This is a genomic window from Streptomyces sp. CG 926 (genome assembly GCF_003148825.1).
Taxonomy (GTDB): domain Bacteria; phylum Actinomycetota; class Actinomycetes; order Streptomycetales; family Streptomycetaceae; genus Streptomyces.
In genome coordinates this window covers 104,714-118,914 of sequence record NZ_QGGZ01000018.1, presented here as the reverse complement: position 1 = coordinate 118,914, position 14,201 = coordinate 104,714, and the positions used below count along the sequence as shown (strand labels likewise).

Below are 14,201 nucleotides of genomic sequence, written 5' to 3'. Positions count from 1 at the left end.
TCTCCTCGGCTCGCGCGGTACGGCATGTCTCGGCTGTACCCGGTGGTGCGCGCTCGTCCTGCGGGGACACTCCGCCGTGTCCCCGCCCCACGGCGATGCGTTCGACAGTGCCCCGGAATCACCCCGACGCGTGGGGAGCGGGGACGGGGAGGGGTGTCCCCGCAGGACGAGCGCGCAACCACCGCCCGCAACCGAGACGTGCCCGCATCGCGCGAGCCGAGGAGACACCCCTCCCCGGCCCCGCGGACCCGCCCCCACCGGGATCGGATCCCGCCCGGCCCTGAGGGAGCGGCTCGCGCCGGGGGTCGGGTCCCGCCCCGGTCTGAGGGAACGGCCCGTACTGGGATCGGATCCCGCCCCGGCCTGGGGGAGCGGCCTGTATCGGGGTTGGGTCCCGCCCGGTCTGGGGGGAGCGGCCCGCGGGCTTGGCGCTAGGTGGTCAGGCGGGTGGGTTGGAGGCCCGTCAGGAGGAGGGTGAGGGCCTCGTCGACGGTGGGGCCGAGGTACCAGTCGCCGGTGTGGTCGATGCCGTAGACGCGGCCCTCGCGGTCGATCCCGAGGTGGGAGCCGCCGTCGGCCTCGACGCCCAGCGGGCAGAGCTGGGTCGACAGGGCCCGCCCGAGGTCGGCGAAGGTGCGCGCGAGGTGGAGTCCGGTGAGCGGGTCGATCCGGACGGGCGTCGGGGCGATCTGGCGGCCGGGGCCGTGGCCGGCGACCGTCAGACCGCCGAACTCGGCCCACGCCTCGACGGCGGCGGGGAAGACGGTGTGCCGGTGCCCGGCGGGCGTGGTGTGGTCCCGCAGAGCGTCGGCCCAGTACTCGGCCTGCTTGATGTCCCACCGGCCGGGTTCCCAGCCGGCGGTGCGCAGGGCGGAGTCCACGGCGACCGGGAAACGGGTGGCCGAGGAGCGGTCGTAGGACGCGGAGGCGCTGGTCATGGCTACTCGGAGGGGGTGAGGTCGACGGAGCGTACGCCGAAGTGGGCCAGGAGTGCGTCGCAGGAGCGGCAGGGCGGTGCGTAGCTGCCGTGGAGGGGGTCGCCGTCCTCGCGGATGCGCCGCGCGGTGATCTTCGCGTGCTTGAGGGAGCGGCGGGCCTCGCTCGGCGAGAGGGGTTTGCGGGAGGCGCGGCGCGAGCGGGCGCCCTCGACGGCGGCCAGGTGGCGGGAGAGCAGGATCGCCTCCGGACATCGGCCGGTGAAACGTTCGCGCTGGCCGCTGGTGAGGGTGTCGAGGAAGTCCTGGACGAGCGGATGGAGCGTGGGCGGCTGGTCGGCCTTGCCGGCGGTGCCGGTGAGGGTTTCGCCGCGTACGGAGAGGGCGGCGGCGACGGTGGGGAGGATGCCGTCCCGGCGGAAGCGCAGGACGGGCACGGCGGGGCGGCCGTCGGTGCTGCTCCAGCGCAGGCGGGGGTCGCCGGCGGGGCCGGTGGCTTCGCCGGCCGGGCCCGCGGAGGCGGAAGCGCCCGGTGTGCCTGGTGCGTCCGGCGTGGTGTCGCCGGATTCTGTACGTGTTGCCGTGTTGTGCATGGTCGCGCTTTCCCTCCCGTGGCGGCGGTGGTGACCGCTGTCGCTCACGCCCCCGTGCTGCGGGGACAGCCTGTCAAATGTCACCTGTCATGCGGAAGCGGGGTCGAATATTCGTATCAATTCGGATGTTCCTGGCCCTTGGGTGGGTGCGCCGGTCGGGCGCGGGTGAGGCTCTTGCCCCAGCGCATAGGCTGTGGTGAACCAGCCAGATCCAGCAGGGGGCTACCGCCATGACGACAGGTCGGCTCGGGCAGCAGGCCGCGCCACCCAACGCCGCTTACTCGGGGCAGGTCGTGCATTTCCCGGACCCGGTCCGGGCCGCTCGGCATCCCCACGGGGTCCGGATGGACGGCAATGGGCATCCGGACTTCTCCGCGTACGCTCGCGCGGCCGTGGAGATCGCCGAACCGCCGGAGGGCTTCGGCGTGGACGAGCTGCGACTGACGGACTGCGTGTCCGCGAACGCGGCGATGAAAGCCACCGGGCACGAGCTGTGGGACACGGTCGGGCCGGTGGCGACCCCGCACGGCTGGACCTGGCACCACGTGGCCGGTTCGCGGCGCATGGAGCTGGTCCCGGTCGAGGTGAAGGCGCTGCTGCGGCATCACGCCGGCCTGGCGACGGCGCCCGTGGACCACGAGAAGCGCGGTACGCGGCCGTTGCAGGAGGTGCGCCCGGTACACATGGGGCTGCCGAAGTCGGTGGTGTCGGTCGCCGAGGAGCAGGTCCAGGGCGTCGAGGAGGACCTCGGCTACCGGCTGCCGGAGGCGTACCGCTCGTTCCTGAAGGCCGCGGGCGGCTGCGCACCGGTCGGTGCGGGCCTGGACGTGGACCTCGGTCTGCTGGTGGACCAGCCGTTCTTCACCGTGCGTGAGGAGGCGGCGATCAACGATCTCGTCTACGTCAACAAGTGTCTGCGCGACCACCTGACGAAGGACTACCTGTGCGTGGCCTTCGCCCAGGGCGGGCTGCTCGCGTTGAAGGTCAAGGGCGAGGGCATCGGCTCGGTGTGGTTCTCCCCGTACGACGATGCCCGCGACCGGGACGGCTGGTCGGTCCAGGAGCGCGTGGAGCGGTTGTTGCTGCCCTGCGGTGCAGATTTCGACGCCTTTCTCGAACGGCTGGCCGGTAACCCGCCGGAGCTGGAGACGGTGGCCGGTCTGATGGTGGACGGCGGATTCGCACGTTCGGTTCCGGTGTCGGGTTCGGCACCGGTGGAGGGGTGAGCGCGCGATGGTGACGTTTGCGCAGGCGCAGGAGCGCGCCGAGGAGTGGATCAACGGGGACGTGCCCGCGTACCAGCACCGAGAGGTGCGCGTACGGGAGTTCGGGCTCGGGTTCGTGGTGTGGGCGGAGGACCGCGCGGCCGGTCCCGTGTCCGGTGGTGGGCGGCAGCGGCTGGTCATCGCGCGGGACAGCGGGGAGGTGACGCTGTGGCCGGGACTGCCGGTGGGTGAGGTGATCCGCCGGTACGAGGAGGAGTACGGGGCCGTGGCCGCGGCCGTGTCGGAGGCTTCGGTGCCGCCGCCGCGGATCGACTCGGAGCAGACGTCGTTCATGCTGAGCCCGCCGGAGTGGCTGCAGGAGGCCGCGGACCGGGCGGGTATCGCGCCGCGGTCGACGCACGCGCCGGCTCCCGCCGCGCCCGCCGAGGGTCGGCCCGAGTCCGCGCCCGAGTCCCCGGTGGCGTCCGAGCCCGCGCCGGCTCCCGCGGCGCCGGCCCCGGTCGAGGCCGTGCCGCTGCGGCGCGGGGGCGAGATCCCCTACGAGCCCACGGCCAACGACGGTGTTCCGGCGACGCCCCCGGCTCCGGCCGCCGCCGCGGCCGCGGTGCCGATCGGGGCCACGCCCTGGGCGGGCACCGATGTGAACTCCGGTTCGGACGACGCGTCCGTACCTCTGCCCGCGACCGTGTTCGCGCCGCCGCTGTCCGGGTCGGACCTGGAGGACGCGCCCTCGTCCGGGGTGGCCCCGGAGGCGAAGACCACGCTGATGCCGGGCGGCAGCCAGTTGCCGAGGACCGCGGTCGTGCCCGCGCTGGGTTCGCCCGGTGACGCGGCGGGAGGTTCGTCGGCGAGCGACATCGCGGACGCGCCGACCAGCAAGGCCCAGGTCTCCCGGCCGTCCGCGCCGTCGAGCCCGTCCACGCCGCCGGGTCCGCCCGGTGCGCCTGCCGCCCCCGGTGGAGGGGCGCACCACGCCGCCACGATGCTGGCCGGCCCCGGTGTTCCGCAGCCGCCCGGTCCGCCCGGTGCTCCGGGCGCGGGTCAGCCCCCGGCGCCTCCCGGTCCGCCCGGTGCTCCGGGGTCGTTGGGGCGTGGGCTGGACCATGCCGCGACGATGCTGGCCGGTCCGGCCGTCACGGGTCAGCCTCCGGCGCCGCCCGGTCCGCCCGGTCCGCCCGGGGCTCCCGGTGCACCTGGTGGCGGGGCCCATCACGCCGCCACGATGCTGGCCGGTCCCGGTGTTCCGCAGCCGCCCGGTCCGCCCGGCGCGCCTGGTGCGCCTGCGGCTCCCGGTGCGCCCGGGGTTCCCGGTGGCGGGATGGACCATGCCGCCACGATGCTGGCCGGCCCCGCCGTGGGTCGGCCGCCGGGTCCGCCCGGTCCGCCGCCCGGCGCGCCCGGTGCTCCTGGAGCCCCCGGTGGGCAGCCTCCGGTCCCGACCGGTGCGCCCACCGTCGGCCCCGGCTACCAGGCCGTGCTCCGCTACCGTGCGCCCGACGGCTCCGAGCAGCAGCTCATCCGCCGCTCGGCGCCCGGTACCCCGCACCCGGAATGGCAGATCCTCTACGAGCTGCGCGCCATGAACGTGCCGCCGCAGCAGGTGCTGGAGCTGCACACCGAGCTGGAGTCCTGCGAGCTGCCCGGCGGTTACTGCGCCCGGATGATCCGGGAGACGTGGCCGCAGGTGCGGATCACGAGCGTGGCCCCGTACGGCCAGGACCACGCGGGCCGGCAGCAGGGCATGCGGCATCTGCTCACCCACCAGGGCGAGCTGCACCAGGTCGCCGACGGTCCGGCGCGCCCGGCGCCGGTGCGCGCGCCGCTGCCGCAGGTCCCGCTGCAGCCGGCGATCCCGCTGGAGGCCATCGGTCAGGAGCTGTCGGCGGCGTTCGGTCCGCAGGGCGTGTTCCGGTTCGACCAGCGGGCGGTGTCCCGTCAGGGTGTGCCGGAGATCGTGGCGCAGACGCTGATGTGGGCGGGTCTGCCCGTCGATTTCGGGCCGTTCTTCTGGGCGCAGGCGGTGCCGGGCCAGCCGGTGCCGACGCTGGCCGAGCTGGCCCAGCAGCGGCAGGTGCAGCCGGCCTCGGACGCGGGCTCGTACCTCGTGATCGGCAGCGACTTCGGCAAGGCGCTGTGCGTGCAGTACGGGACCGCGCACATCGTGGCGGTGCCGGTCGAAGGCGGCCCGGGTGGTGCTCCCGTACCGCCGCAGTTCGTGAATTCGAGCCTGCCGCAATTCGTCCGGTCCCTCGCGATGCTGGGTCACATGTGGCGGCTGCGCCAGCATCTGACGCCGGAGCAGGCGGGGCGCTGGACGGTCGACTTCCAGTCGAATCTGGCGGGGCTCGACAGCGCGGCGCTGGCCTCGCCGGAGAGCTGGTGGTCGGTGCTGCTGGAGCAGATGTGGGACGGGCTGCTCTGATCGGCTGACCGTGTGAATGTGTGATCGACCGGCCGGCCGGGTCGGGACCCTCGAACAGGGTCTCGGCCCGGCCATTCCGGCTTCTGGGATCAAATGGCGCATCCTTGACGGGAATCCCCGCGAGAGAGGCGCTTCCAGGATGAGTGCACCCATTGCGACCGTGCGCGGTCGTGGCTACCGCACGGAAGAGGTCGACCGGTATCTCGCCCGGCTCTCCGGGAGCCGGGACGAGGCCTGGGAGCGGGTGGCGCGGCTGACGGTCCTGGCCAAGCAGATGGAGGCGGAGGCGGCGCGGCTGCGGGAGGCGGTCTCCGTGTTGGCTCCGCAGACGTACGACGAGCTGAGCGAGCGGGCCCGCCGGATCCTGCTGCTGGCGGAGGAAGAGGCGGACTCCGTACGGACGGACGCGCGGGTGGACGCGGCGGCGACGCTGGGCGCGGCCGAGGCGCGCGCCGACCGGGCGGCGGAGCTCGCGCGGGGCGACGCGGAGGCGGTGCGCGAGCAGACGGAGGTCCGGGCCCGGCAAGGGCTGCTGCGGGCGCAGCGCGAGGCGGACGACCTACGGGCGGGCGCGCGGGAGGACGCGGAGGCGTGGCGGGCGCAGGCGTCGGCCGCGGCGGCGGAGACGCGGCGGCGGGCGGAGGCGGAGCGGGCGGAGCGCGAGCAGGAGCAGGCGGAGCGCCGGGAGTCGGCGGAGCGGGAGCTGGCGGAGCGGGAGGCGGACCTGGAAGCGCGCCTGTCGGAGCTGGAGCGGCACGTCGAGGCCCGCCTGGCGGAGGCGCGGCGCGATTTCGCCGAGGCGGAGGAGTCGGCGCGGCACGGGCAGGAGGACGCGGAGGCGCGGGCGGCCGAGCTGGTCGCGCAGGCACGGGTGGCGGAGGAGCGGATCGGGCGCGAGACGCGGGGGATCCTGCGGGAGCACGAGGAGGCGGCGGAGGAGATGCGGGCGCACATGAACCACGTCCGGTCCAGCCTGGCAGCCCTGACGGGCCGAGCCCCGGCGGAGGGCTAGGCCGTCTTTTGATCCGCAGGAGACGGCCTGGCGGGTGCCCGATCTGAACAGGAGGTCTTCGATCGCGCCGAGGTCGCGGTTCCCGTACGTGACCCGGGCGTCGGTTCCGACGCGATCTCGGCGATCTGTGAACCCCTTCGTGTCAGGGGAGTTCGGTGAGGAACTCCTCGATCAGCGGGGCGATCCGCGGGAGGTGGCTCTCCAGGGCGAAGTGGCCCGCGCCCTCGAAGACGTGGACCTCGGCGTCCGGGGCGTCGCGGAGGTAGGCCTTCGCGCCCGCCGGGGTGAAGAAGGGGTCGCCCGCGCCCCACAGCACCAGCACCGGGATCCGGGCGGCGCGGAGCCAGGCCTGCCAGGCGGGGTAGTGGGCGAAGTTCGAGGCGTAGTCGAAGGCGAGGTCGGCCTGGGCGTCGGCGCGGCCCGGCAGGCCGAGGTGGTGCATGTCGAGGGTCCAGCTGTCGGGGGAGAGGAGGGTGGTGTCGGCGACGCCGGTCTCGTACTGGAAGCGGGTGCCCTCCAGGGTGAAGAGCCCCCGGACGCGCTCCTCGTCACCGGGGACCTCGCGCCGGAGTCCGGCGAACTCGCGGGCCGCGTCCGAGAGGCCCTCCTCGTAGGCGTTGCCGTTCTGGACGATCAGGCCGGTCACCCGCCCCGGTCGGCGGGTGGCGAGCCGCAGTCCGACCGGGGCGCCGAAGTCGAAGACGTACAGGGCGAAGCGGGCCAGCCCGAGGGCGTCGGTGAAGCCCTCCACGATGTCGGCGAGCCGGTCGAAGGTGTACGTGAAATCGGCCGGCGCCTCGGTGCGGCCGAAGCCGGGGTAGTCGGGGGCGATCAGGCGGTACGGGGTGTCGCCGAGGGCGTCCATCAGGCGGGCGAACTGGTGCGAGGCGGTGGGGAAGCCGTGCAGGAGCAGCAGTACGGGGCCGTCGGCCGGGCCGCTCTCGCGGTAGGCGACGCGGACCCCGTCCACGTCGACGGTGCGGTGCCGGATGGTGGGAATGGTGCGGCGAGCGGTCATCACATGCCTCCTGCGTCCTTGTTTCCATTAGTCTCACCGGTGATCGCTAATGGGTCAAGTGATTGCAGTAGCATTAGTGGAGTGACAGTGACCTTTCCGCTCATCGGTGAGCCCCTCGCGCTGGACCTCCTCAACACCGAGGCCGCCACGGGCGACCTCGTCGCCGACCCGGCGGGCCTCACGGACTGGCTGGCCGCGCAGGCCGGGCGGCTGACGCCCGTCGATGTCGTGGGCGGGGCAGAGGTGGCGGCCGTACGGGCCCTACGGGCGGCCGCGCGCGTGGCGCTCGACGCCGTGCGGCGCGACGAGCGGCCCCCGGCCGGGGCGCTCACCACGCTGAACGAGGCCTTGGCCGCGGCGCCCGCGCACCGGGTGCTCGCCTGGGCCGAGCAGGGCGGGATCACCGCCGCCGCGCACCGCCCGGCGGATCCGGCCCGGCGGCTCGCGGCGGAACTGGCCGAGGCGGTGGCGGAACTGCTGACGGACCCCCGGGTGGGGCAGGTGCGCGCGTGCGAGGCGCACGACTGCGTCCTGCTCTTCCTCCCGGCGCACCCGCGGCGCCGCTGGTGCGTGGCGTCGGTCTGCGGCAACCGCGCCCGGGTGGCCCGCTACTACGCCCGCCACAAGGGGGACTGACGGGGGACGGGAAGCCCCCGGATCAGCCCGCCGGCTGGGGCTGGGCCGGGACGGCGGGCTCGGCGCCGGGCTCGTAGCGGTACGGGTCGCTGCGCAGGCCGCGTGCCGTGACGACCACCGTGAACGGAGCTGTCGCCGGGGCCGGGAGGGTGGCGGTCAGCGCGCCCGTCAGCGGGTCGGCCGCGGTCGGGAGCGGGGTGTCGTCGACGGTGAGGAGGGTCGGCGGGCCCGTCGGGTCAGGGGTGAAGCCGCCGCCCTCGACCGTCAGGCGGCCGTCCTCCAGGGCGACGTGCGTGATCACCGGGTTGGCGCGCACGGCCATCTTGTTGATCAGGTACGCGCCCGCCGGGGCGCCGGTCAGGGCCCACATCTCGGCGGGCAGGCGCGGGAGTCCGCCGCCCACGTCCGCGAGGTAGAACAGCACCACGTACAGCATGGTGACCACGCTGAGGGCGACGTACTGGAGGTCCACCAGGTCGGTGCGTCCGCTGTCGTTCGCGATCAGCTCCCGCAGCGGCCGCCGGCCCGACTCCGTCGGCTTCGCGGCCGGCTTCGCCATGGAGCCGTGCTCCACGCGCAGGCCGACGACCGCCTTCGCGGCGATCAGGGCCACGTACGGTCCGCCGAGCAGCGGGAGGTACACGGTCGTCAGGGTGGACAGCGGGCCGTCGGCGCCCCGGAAGTACGCGATGCCGCCGCCCGCGGTGAGCCCGTAGCCGAGGATCGCCAGCAGCAGCCAGACCAGGATCACGGTCCAGGCGAGGGCGAGCGCCGTCGAGGTCGAGAGGCGGCCGTCGCGGCCGGTGATGAAACCCGGGCTGCGGCGCAGCCGCAGACAGAGCGGGCCGGCCAGCGCGGCCAGTAACGCGAGTGCGCACAGTGCGGATGCCATGTCGTCGTCCCCCCGGAAACGGTCCTGGCACGAGGGTTACCCACTGGCCCGTCCATGACAAGGCGACTTTCCGTGCACCGCCTGTGGGACGGCCCTCAATCCTCCTCGCGCAGTTCCGGCAGGACGGGGAACCGGCGCGGCGCCACCAGCAGCAGGACCAGCAGCGCGGCCACGGCGGCCGCCGTCGCGCCGAGGAAGATGTGCTCCACGGCGGCGGCCACGGCCTCGCGCAGGTAGCCGGCGGCGGCAGCGGGCAGCAGCTCCGGCCGGTCCAGGGCCTTCGCCACGTCGTCCAGGTGCTCAGGGAGGCCGGGTACGGGGGCGTCCGCCAGGCGCGCGGCGATGGTGGCGTTGGCCACGGCCGCGAGCAGGGCGGCGCCCACGCTCTGGCCGACCTGCCGGCAGAACAGCACCGAGGCGGTGGTGGTCCCGCGCTCGGACCAGCCCACGGTGGACTGGACCCCGACGATCAGCGGCAGCTGGAAGAGGCCGAGGGCGCCGCCGAGCAGCAGCATGATCAGCGCGGGCTGCCAGGGCCGGGCCGGGTACGGCAGCAGGGTGAAGGAGAAGAGGATCACCGCGGCGAGGGCGATCCCGACCGCCGCGGTGTCGCGGAAGCCGATGCGCCGGTAGACGTGCTGGCTGCAGGCGGCGGTGACGGGCCAGCTCAGGGTCATCACCGACATGACCAGGCCGGCGCCGACGGGGCCGAGGCCCAGGACGGACTGCGCGTAGGTCGGCATGAAGACCATCGGGGCGACCATCAGCAGGCCCAGCGCCCCCATGGCCAGGTTGACGGCGGCGATGGTGCGCCGGCGCCACACCCAGCCGGGCAGGATCGGCTCCTCGGCCCGGCGTTCGACCCGGACCACGACCACGGCCAGCAGCGCGCTCGCGCCCAGCAGCCCGAGCGAGGGGGCGGACAGCCACGGCCAGGCGACCCCGCCCTGGACGAGCGCGAAGAGCAGCAGCCCACCGCAGGCGAAGACGGCGAGGGCCCCCGCCCAGTCGACCGGTCCCCGGCGGCCCGGGGACCGTACGGGCTCGGTGAGGTGACGGGCGACCATCCACAGGGCGAGGCCGGCCAGCGGCAGGTTGATCAGGAAGATCCAGCGCCAGTGCGCGTACGAGGCCAGCAGCCCGCCGAGCGCCGGGCCGGCCACGGCCGAGGTGGCCCAGACGCTGGACATCCGGGCCTGGATCCGCGGCCGTTCGCGCAGCGGGTAGAGGTCGGCGGCCAGGGTCTGGATCGTGCCCTGGAGGGCGCCGCCGCCCAGGCCCTGGACGATGCGGAAGGCGATGAGGGCGGCCATGTTCCAGGCGGACGCGCACAGCAGCGAACCGACGAGGAAGAGGCCGATGCCGAAGAGCAGGACCGGCTTGCGGCCGAAGGTGTCGGACAGCTTCCCGTAGACGGGCAGGGTGACGGTCACCGCGAGCAGGTAGCCGGAGAAGAGCCAGGAGAAGACGGAGAACCCGCCGAGCTCGCCCACGATCTGCGGGACGGCGGTGGCCACGATCGTGCTGTCCAGGGCCACGAGGGCCATGCCGAGCATCAGGGAGGCCACCACCGGGGTCGGCGGGCGTGCGGCCGGCTTGTCCGCGGGCGCGCCGCCGGTCGCGTTCCCGACCGGAAGGGGGGTCTCGGCCGCGGGCCCCGAAGGTATGCCGTCCGGGCTCGCGCCCGTGCTCTCCGCCGATGCCACCGAGATTCCTTCCCCCTGCACGTAACCGCGGGGAACACCATCTCACCGCCGCCGGTCGGGCGGTATCCCTCAGGGTCGGTACACCGAAGGGTGCAGATCCCCTAAGGGTCCCTCCGCACTACGGGCCAGGGGTCGTTCCTCCCGGCGGAGGAGGTGCGCGGCCCCGACGTGTTCTTGACTGGAACCTACGCACCAGAGGCCGGGGGGTGGGGTTAACCCCCGGGCGGATACGGCGATGAGCACCAGCGCGCCGAGCTCCCGCCCGGCGGAGACTTCATGACGGCGACGCAGGCACGAACGCAGACGTACGCATTCGAAGAGGGAGAAAGACCGTGACAACGGCAATGACCGAAACCAGGCACGGGGGTACTGGAGGGCATGCTGCCGTCGCGGCCCGGGCGCGGAAGGTCGTCAAGGCCTACGGCTCCGGGGAGACGCGTGTCGTCGCCCTCGACGAGGTCGACGTGGACATCATGAGCGGCCAGTTCACCGCGATCATGGGCCCCTCCGGCTCCGGCAAGTCCACGCTGATGCACTGCCTCGCCGGTCTCGACACGGTGACCGGTGGCCAGATCCACCTGGACGACACCGAGATCACCGGGCTGAAGGACAAGAAGCTCACGCAGCTGCGCCGCGACCGGATCGGCTTCATCTTCCAGGCCTTCAACCTGCTGCCCACGCTCAACGCCCTGGAGAACATCACGCTCCCCATGGACATCGCGGGCCGCAAGCCGGACGCGGAGTGGCTGAACCGGGTCGTGGAGACCGTGGGTCTCGCCGGTCGGCTGAAGCACCGACCGACCGAGCTGTCCGGCGGTCAGCAGCAGCGCGTGGCGGTCGCCCGCGCCCTCGCCGCCCGCCCGCAGATCATCTTCGGCGACGAGCCGACCGGAAACCTGGACTCCAGGGCGGGCGCCGAGGTCCTCGGCTTCCTGCGCCGCTCGGTGGACGAGCTCGGCCAGACGATTGTCATGGTCACGCACGACCCGGTGGCGGCCTCCTACGCGGACCGCGTCATCTTCCTGGCCGACGGCCGGATCGTCGACGAGATGTACGGCCCCACCGCCGATCAGGTCCTCGACCGCATGAAGGACTTCGACGCACGCGGGCGGACCTCGTGAGCAACACCGTCCTGAAGACCTCGCGGCGCAACTTCGTCGCCCACAAGGGGCGGATGGCGCTCTCCGCCGTCGCGGTCATGCTCTCCGTCGCCTTCGTCTGCGGCACCCTGGTGTTCACCGACACCATGAACACCACCTTCGACAAGCTCTTCGCCGTCACCAACTCCGATGTGACCGTCACCCCGAAGGAGGCCGAGGCGGGGGAGGAGACCTCCGACCGCGGCCGTCCCGAGACGCTGGCGGGCTCGGCCGTCGAGCAGGTGCGCAAGGCCGAGGGCGTCAAGAGCGCCGAGGGCGGCGTCGTGTCGATGTCCGTCACGGTCGTCGACGCCAAGAACGAGAACATGGGCTCGACCACCGGCGCCCCGACCATCGCGGGCAACTGGAGCGACAACGAGCTCAAGTCCATGAAGATCACCTCGGGCAACGCGCCGCGCGGCCCGACCGAGATGATGGTCGACGCCGACACCGCCGAGAAGCACCACCTGAAGCTCGGTGACGAGCTGCGCACGATCGCCATCACCGGCGACATCCGCGCCAAGATCACCGGTATCGCCACCTTCACCGTCACCAACCCGGGCGCGGCGATCGTCTACTTCGACACCGCCACCGCGCAGCAGGCGCTGCTCGGCTCCCCGGGCGCCTTCACGCACGTCAACGTCACCGCCAAGGACGGGGTGAGCGACGAGCAGCTCAAGCAGAACATCGCCACGGCCGTCGGCGCGGACACGTACAAGCTGCAGACCGCCAAGGAAGCCGCGGACGCCAACCGCAAGGACGTCGGCTCCTTCCTCGACGTCATGAAGTACGTGATGCTCGGCTTCGCCGGGATCGCCTTCCTCGTCGGCATCTTCCTGATCTTCAACACCTTCTCGATGCTGGTCGCCCAGCGCACCCGCGAGATCGGCCTGATGCGCGCCATCGGCGCCGACAGCGGACAGGTCCTGAAGTCCGTGGTCGTCGAGGCCTTCCTGCTCGGCGTCGTCGGCTCCCTCCTGGGCGTCGGCGCGGGGATCGGGCTCGCCATCGGCCTGATGCAGCTCATGGGCGCCATGGGCATGCACCTGTCCACCGACGACCTGACGATCGCCTGGACCACCCCGGTCGTCGGCATCGTCCTCGGCGTCATCGTGACCGTCGTCTCCGCCTTCGTCCCGGCCCGCCGGGCCGGGAAGGTCTCCCCGATGGCCGCGCTGCGCGAGTCCGGCACCCCGGGCGACAAGAAGGCCGGCGTCGTCCGCGCCGTCCTCGGCCTGGTCCTCACCGGCATCGGCGGGGCCGCGCTCTACCTCGCCACCGCCGCCGAGAAGGCCGGACCCGGGTCGATGTGGCTGGCTCTGGGAGTCGTCCTCACCCTCATCGGCTTCATCGTGATCGGCCCGCTGCTCGCCGCGGGCGTGGTGCGGGTGCTCTCCGGCCTGGTGCTGCGGCCCTTCGGGTCCGTGGGCCGGCTCGCCGAGCGCAACGCCCTGCGCAACCCGCGCCGTACCGGCGCCACCGCCGCCGCCCTGATGATCGGCCTGGCCCTGGTCGCCTGCCTGTCCGTGGTCGGCTCCTCGATGGTGGCCTCCGCGACCGACGAGCTCGACCGGTCGGTCGGCGCGGACTACATCATCAACTCCGGGACCGGCCAGCCCGTGCTGCCGCAGGCCGAGCAGGCCCTGCGCGCCACCAAGGGCCTCGACCACGTCACCGCCTACCGCGAGGTGCCGGCCAAGATCACCGCCCCCGACGGCACCTCCGAGGAGGAGGGCATCGGCGCCACCGACCCGACGTACGCCAAGGACATCCGGCGCAAGATGGTCGCCGGCGAGCACGCCGCGGCGTACGGCAAGGACTCCATGGCGGTGGGCTCGGAGTACGCGACCCAGCACGGCGTCAAGGTCGGTGACGAGCTGACGGTCGCCTTCACCGGCGGCAACACGGTCAAGCTGAAGGTCGCCGCGATCACCAGCGACGAGGGCAACCTCGACAAGGGCATGAAGTACATCAGCACCGACGCGGCCCGGGCGAACGTCCCGGCCGACAAGCTGCCGCTCCCCTTCATGCTGCTGGCCAGCGCCCAGGACGGGCAGTCGGACGCCACCGCGTACGCCTCGGTCAAGGCCGCGATGGCGGAGTACCCGCAGTACAAGGTGCGCAACCAGACCGACTACAAGCAGTCGCTCAAGGACCAGGTCGGCCAACTGCTGAACATGGTCTACGGCCTCCTCGGCCTCGCGATCGTCGTCGCGGTCCTGGGCGTCGTGAACACCCTGGCCCTCTCCGTGGTCGAGCGGACCCGCGAGATCGGCCTGATGCGCGCCATCGGCCTCTCCCGCCGCCAGCTGCGCCGCATGATCCGCCTGGAGTCGGTGGTCATCGCCCTCTTCGGCGCCCTGCTCGGCCTCGGGCTGGGCATGACCTGGGGGATCGGCGCGCAGCAGCTGCTGGCGCTCCAGGGCCTGAAGGTGCTGGAGATCCCGTGGCCGACGATCCTCGGGGTGTTCGCCGCCTCGGCCTTCGTAGGCCTGTTCGCCGCACTGGTCCCGGCCTTCCGGGCAGGACGGATGAACGTACTGAACGCGATCGCGAGCGAGTAACCGCCCGCGTTCGTTCGGGGGAATGCCGGTCCGGGACCTCAGGGTCCCGGACCGGCGT

Annotated in this window: 11 protein-coding genes; 6 read left to right on the top strand and 5 right to left on the bottom strand. The window is 73.3% G+C overall.

The window, feature by feature from the left end:
• Window positions 1–431: 431 nt before the first annotated feature.
• Window positions 432–938, bottom strand: a complete 507-nt coding sequence (locus tag BCL76_RS35295; protein WP_109783458.1) for an SUKH-3 domain-containing protein — start codon at window positions 936–938, stop codon at window positions 432–434.
• Between the two features lie 2 nt (window positions 939–940).
• Complete coding sequence (locus BCL76_RS35290; RefSeq protein ID WP_258310097.1) at window positions 941–1,528, bottom strand: YwqJ-related putative deaminase; 588 nt, start codon at window positions 1,526–1,528, stop codon at window positions 941–943.
• Between the two features lie 230 nt (window positions 1,529–1,758).
• Here BCL76_RS35290 and BCL76_RS35285 point away from each other — a divergent pair, with 230 nt between their 5' ends.
• From BCL76_RS35285 to BCL76_RS35275, 3 genes are all read left to right on the top strand, one after another.
• Window positions 1,759–2,754, top strand: a complete 996-nt coding sequence (locus tag BCL76_RS35285) for an SMI1/KNR4 family protein (protein WP_109783457.1) — start codon at window positions 1,759–1,761, stop codon at window positions 2,752–2,754.
• Window positions 2,755–2,761: 7 nt separating this feature from the next.
• Window positions 2,762–5,176, top strand: a complete 2,415-nt coding sequence (locus BCL76_RS35280) for an SUKH-4 family immunity protein (protein WP_109783456.1) — start codon at window positions 2,762–2,764, stop codon at window positions 5,174–5,176.
• A gap of 139 nt (window positions 5,177–5,315) precedes the next feature.
• Entirely contained in the window at window positions 5,316–6,188 is an 873-nt protein-coding gene (locus tag BCL76_RS35275; RefSeq protein ID WP_109783455.1) for a DivIVA domain-containing protein, read from the top strand.
• A 142-nt stretch (window positions 6,189–6,330) separates the two neighbouring features.
• On the opposite strand, the gene BCL76_RS35270 is transcribed toward BCL76_RS35275, so the two are convergent.
• Window positions 6,331–7,206 carry an alpha/beta fold hydrolase gene (locus BCL76_RS35270; RefSeq protein WP_109783454.1) on the bottom strand — a complete coding sequence of 292 codons (876 nt, stop codon included), beginning with the start codon at window positions 7,204–7,206 and terminating at the stop codon, window positions 6,331–6,333.
• A gap of 81 nt (window positions 7,207–7,287) precedes the next feature.
• On the opposite strand from BCL76_RS35270, the gene BCL76_RS35265 reads away from it, so the two are divergent.
• Window positions 7,288–7,842 carry a CGNR zinc finger domain-containing protein gene (locus BCL76_RS35265; RefSeq protein ID WP_109783453.1) on the top strand — a complete coding sequence of 185 codons (555 nt, stop codon included), beginning with the start codon at window positions 7,288–7,290 and terminating at the stop codon, window positions 7,840–7,842.
• A gap of 22 nt (window positions 7,843–7,864) precedes the next feature.
• Here the strand turns inward: BCL76_RS35265 and BCL76_RS35260 are convergent, their stop codons facing one another.
• Together BCL76_RS35260 and BCL76_RS35255 are read right to left on the bottom strand one after the other, a co-directional pair.
• Entirely contained in the window at window positions 7,865–8,734 is an 870-nt protein-coding gene (locus BCL76_RS35260; protein WP_258310096.1) for a hypothetical protein, read from the bottom strand.
• A gap of 95 nt (window positions 8,735–8,829) precedes the next feature.
• On the bottom strand, window positions 8,830–10,401 hold the full coding sequence (locus tag BCL76_RS35255) for an MFS transporter (RefSeq protein WP_375138004.1): 1,572 nt from the start codon (window positions 10,399–10,401) through the stop codon (window positions 8,830–8,832).
• 383 nt (window positions 10,402–10,784) lie between these two features.
• Here BCL76_RS35255 and BCL76_RS35250 point away from each other — a divergent pair, with 383 nt between their 5' ends.
• A complete protein-coding gene (locus BCL76_RS35250) occupies window positions 10,785–11,561 on the top strand; it encodes an ABC transporter ATP-binding protein (protein ID WP_375138002.1) in 777 nt (258 codons plus the stop codon).
• Between the two features lie 53 nt (window positions 11,562–11,614).
• A complete protein-coding gene (locus tag BCL76_RS35245) occupies window positions 11,615–14,143 on the top strand; it encodes an ABC transporter permease (protein WP_109783467.1) in 2,529 nt (842 codons plus the stop codon).
• Window positions 14,144–14,201 lie beyond the last annotated feature (58 nt).

Excerpts from the sequence above, each read along its gene's own strand:
- BCL76_RS35275 (WP_109783455.1), top strand. The coding sequence starts at position 5,316 with ATGAGTGCACCCATTGCGACCGTGCGCGGTCGTGGCTACCGCACGGAA.
- BCL76_RS35280 (WP_109783456.1), top strand. The coding sequence starts at position 2,762 with ATGGTGACGTTTGCGCAGGCGCAGGAGCGCGCCGAGGAGTGGATCAAC.
- BCL76_RS35260 (WP_258310096.1), bottom strand. The coding sequence starts at position 8,734 with ATGGCATCCGCACTGTGCGCACTCGCGTTACTGGCCGCGCTGGCCGGC.
- BCL76_RS35250 (WP_375138002.1), top strand. The coding sequence starts at position 10,785 with ATGACCGAAACCAGGCACGGGGGTACTGGAGGGCATGCTGCCGTCGCG.
- BCL76_RS35290 (WP_258310097.1), bottom strand. The coding sequence starts at position 1,528 with ATGCACAACACGGCAACACGTACAGAATCCGGCGACACCACGCCGGAC.
- BCL76_RS35295 (WP_109783458.1), bottom strand. The coding sequence starts at position 938 with ATGACCAGCGCCTCCGCGTCCTACGACCGCTCCTCGGCCACCCGTTTC.
- BCL76_RS35270 (WP_109783454.1), bottom strand. The coding sequence starts at position 7,206 with ATGACCGCTCGCCGCACCATTCCCACCATCCGGCACCGCACCGTCGAC.
- BCL76_RS35285 (WP_109783457.1), top strand. The coding sequence starts at position 1,759 with ATGACGACAGGTCGGCTCGGGCAGCAGGCCGCGCCACCCAACGCCGCT.
- BCL76_RS35245 (WP_109783467.1), top strand. The coding sequence starts at position 11,615 with ATGGCGCTCTCCGCCGTCGCGGTCATGCTCTCCGTCGCCTTCGTCTGC.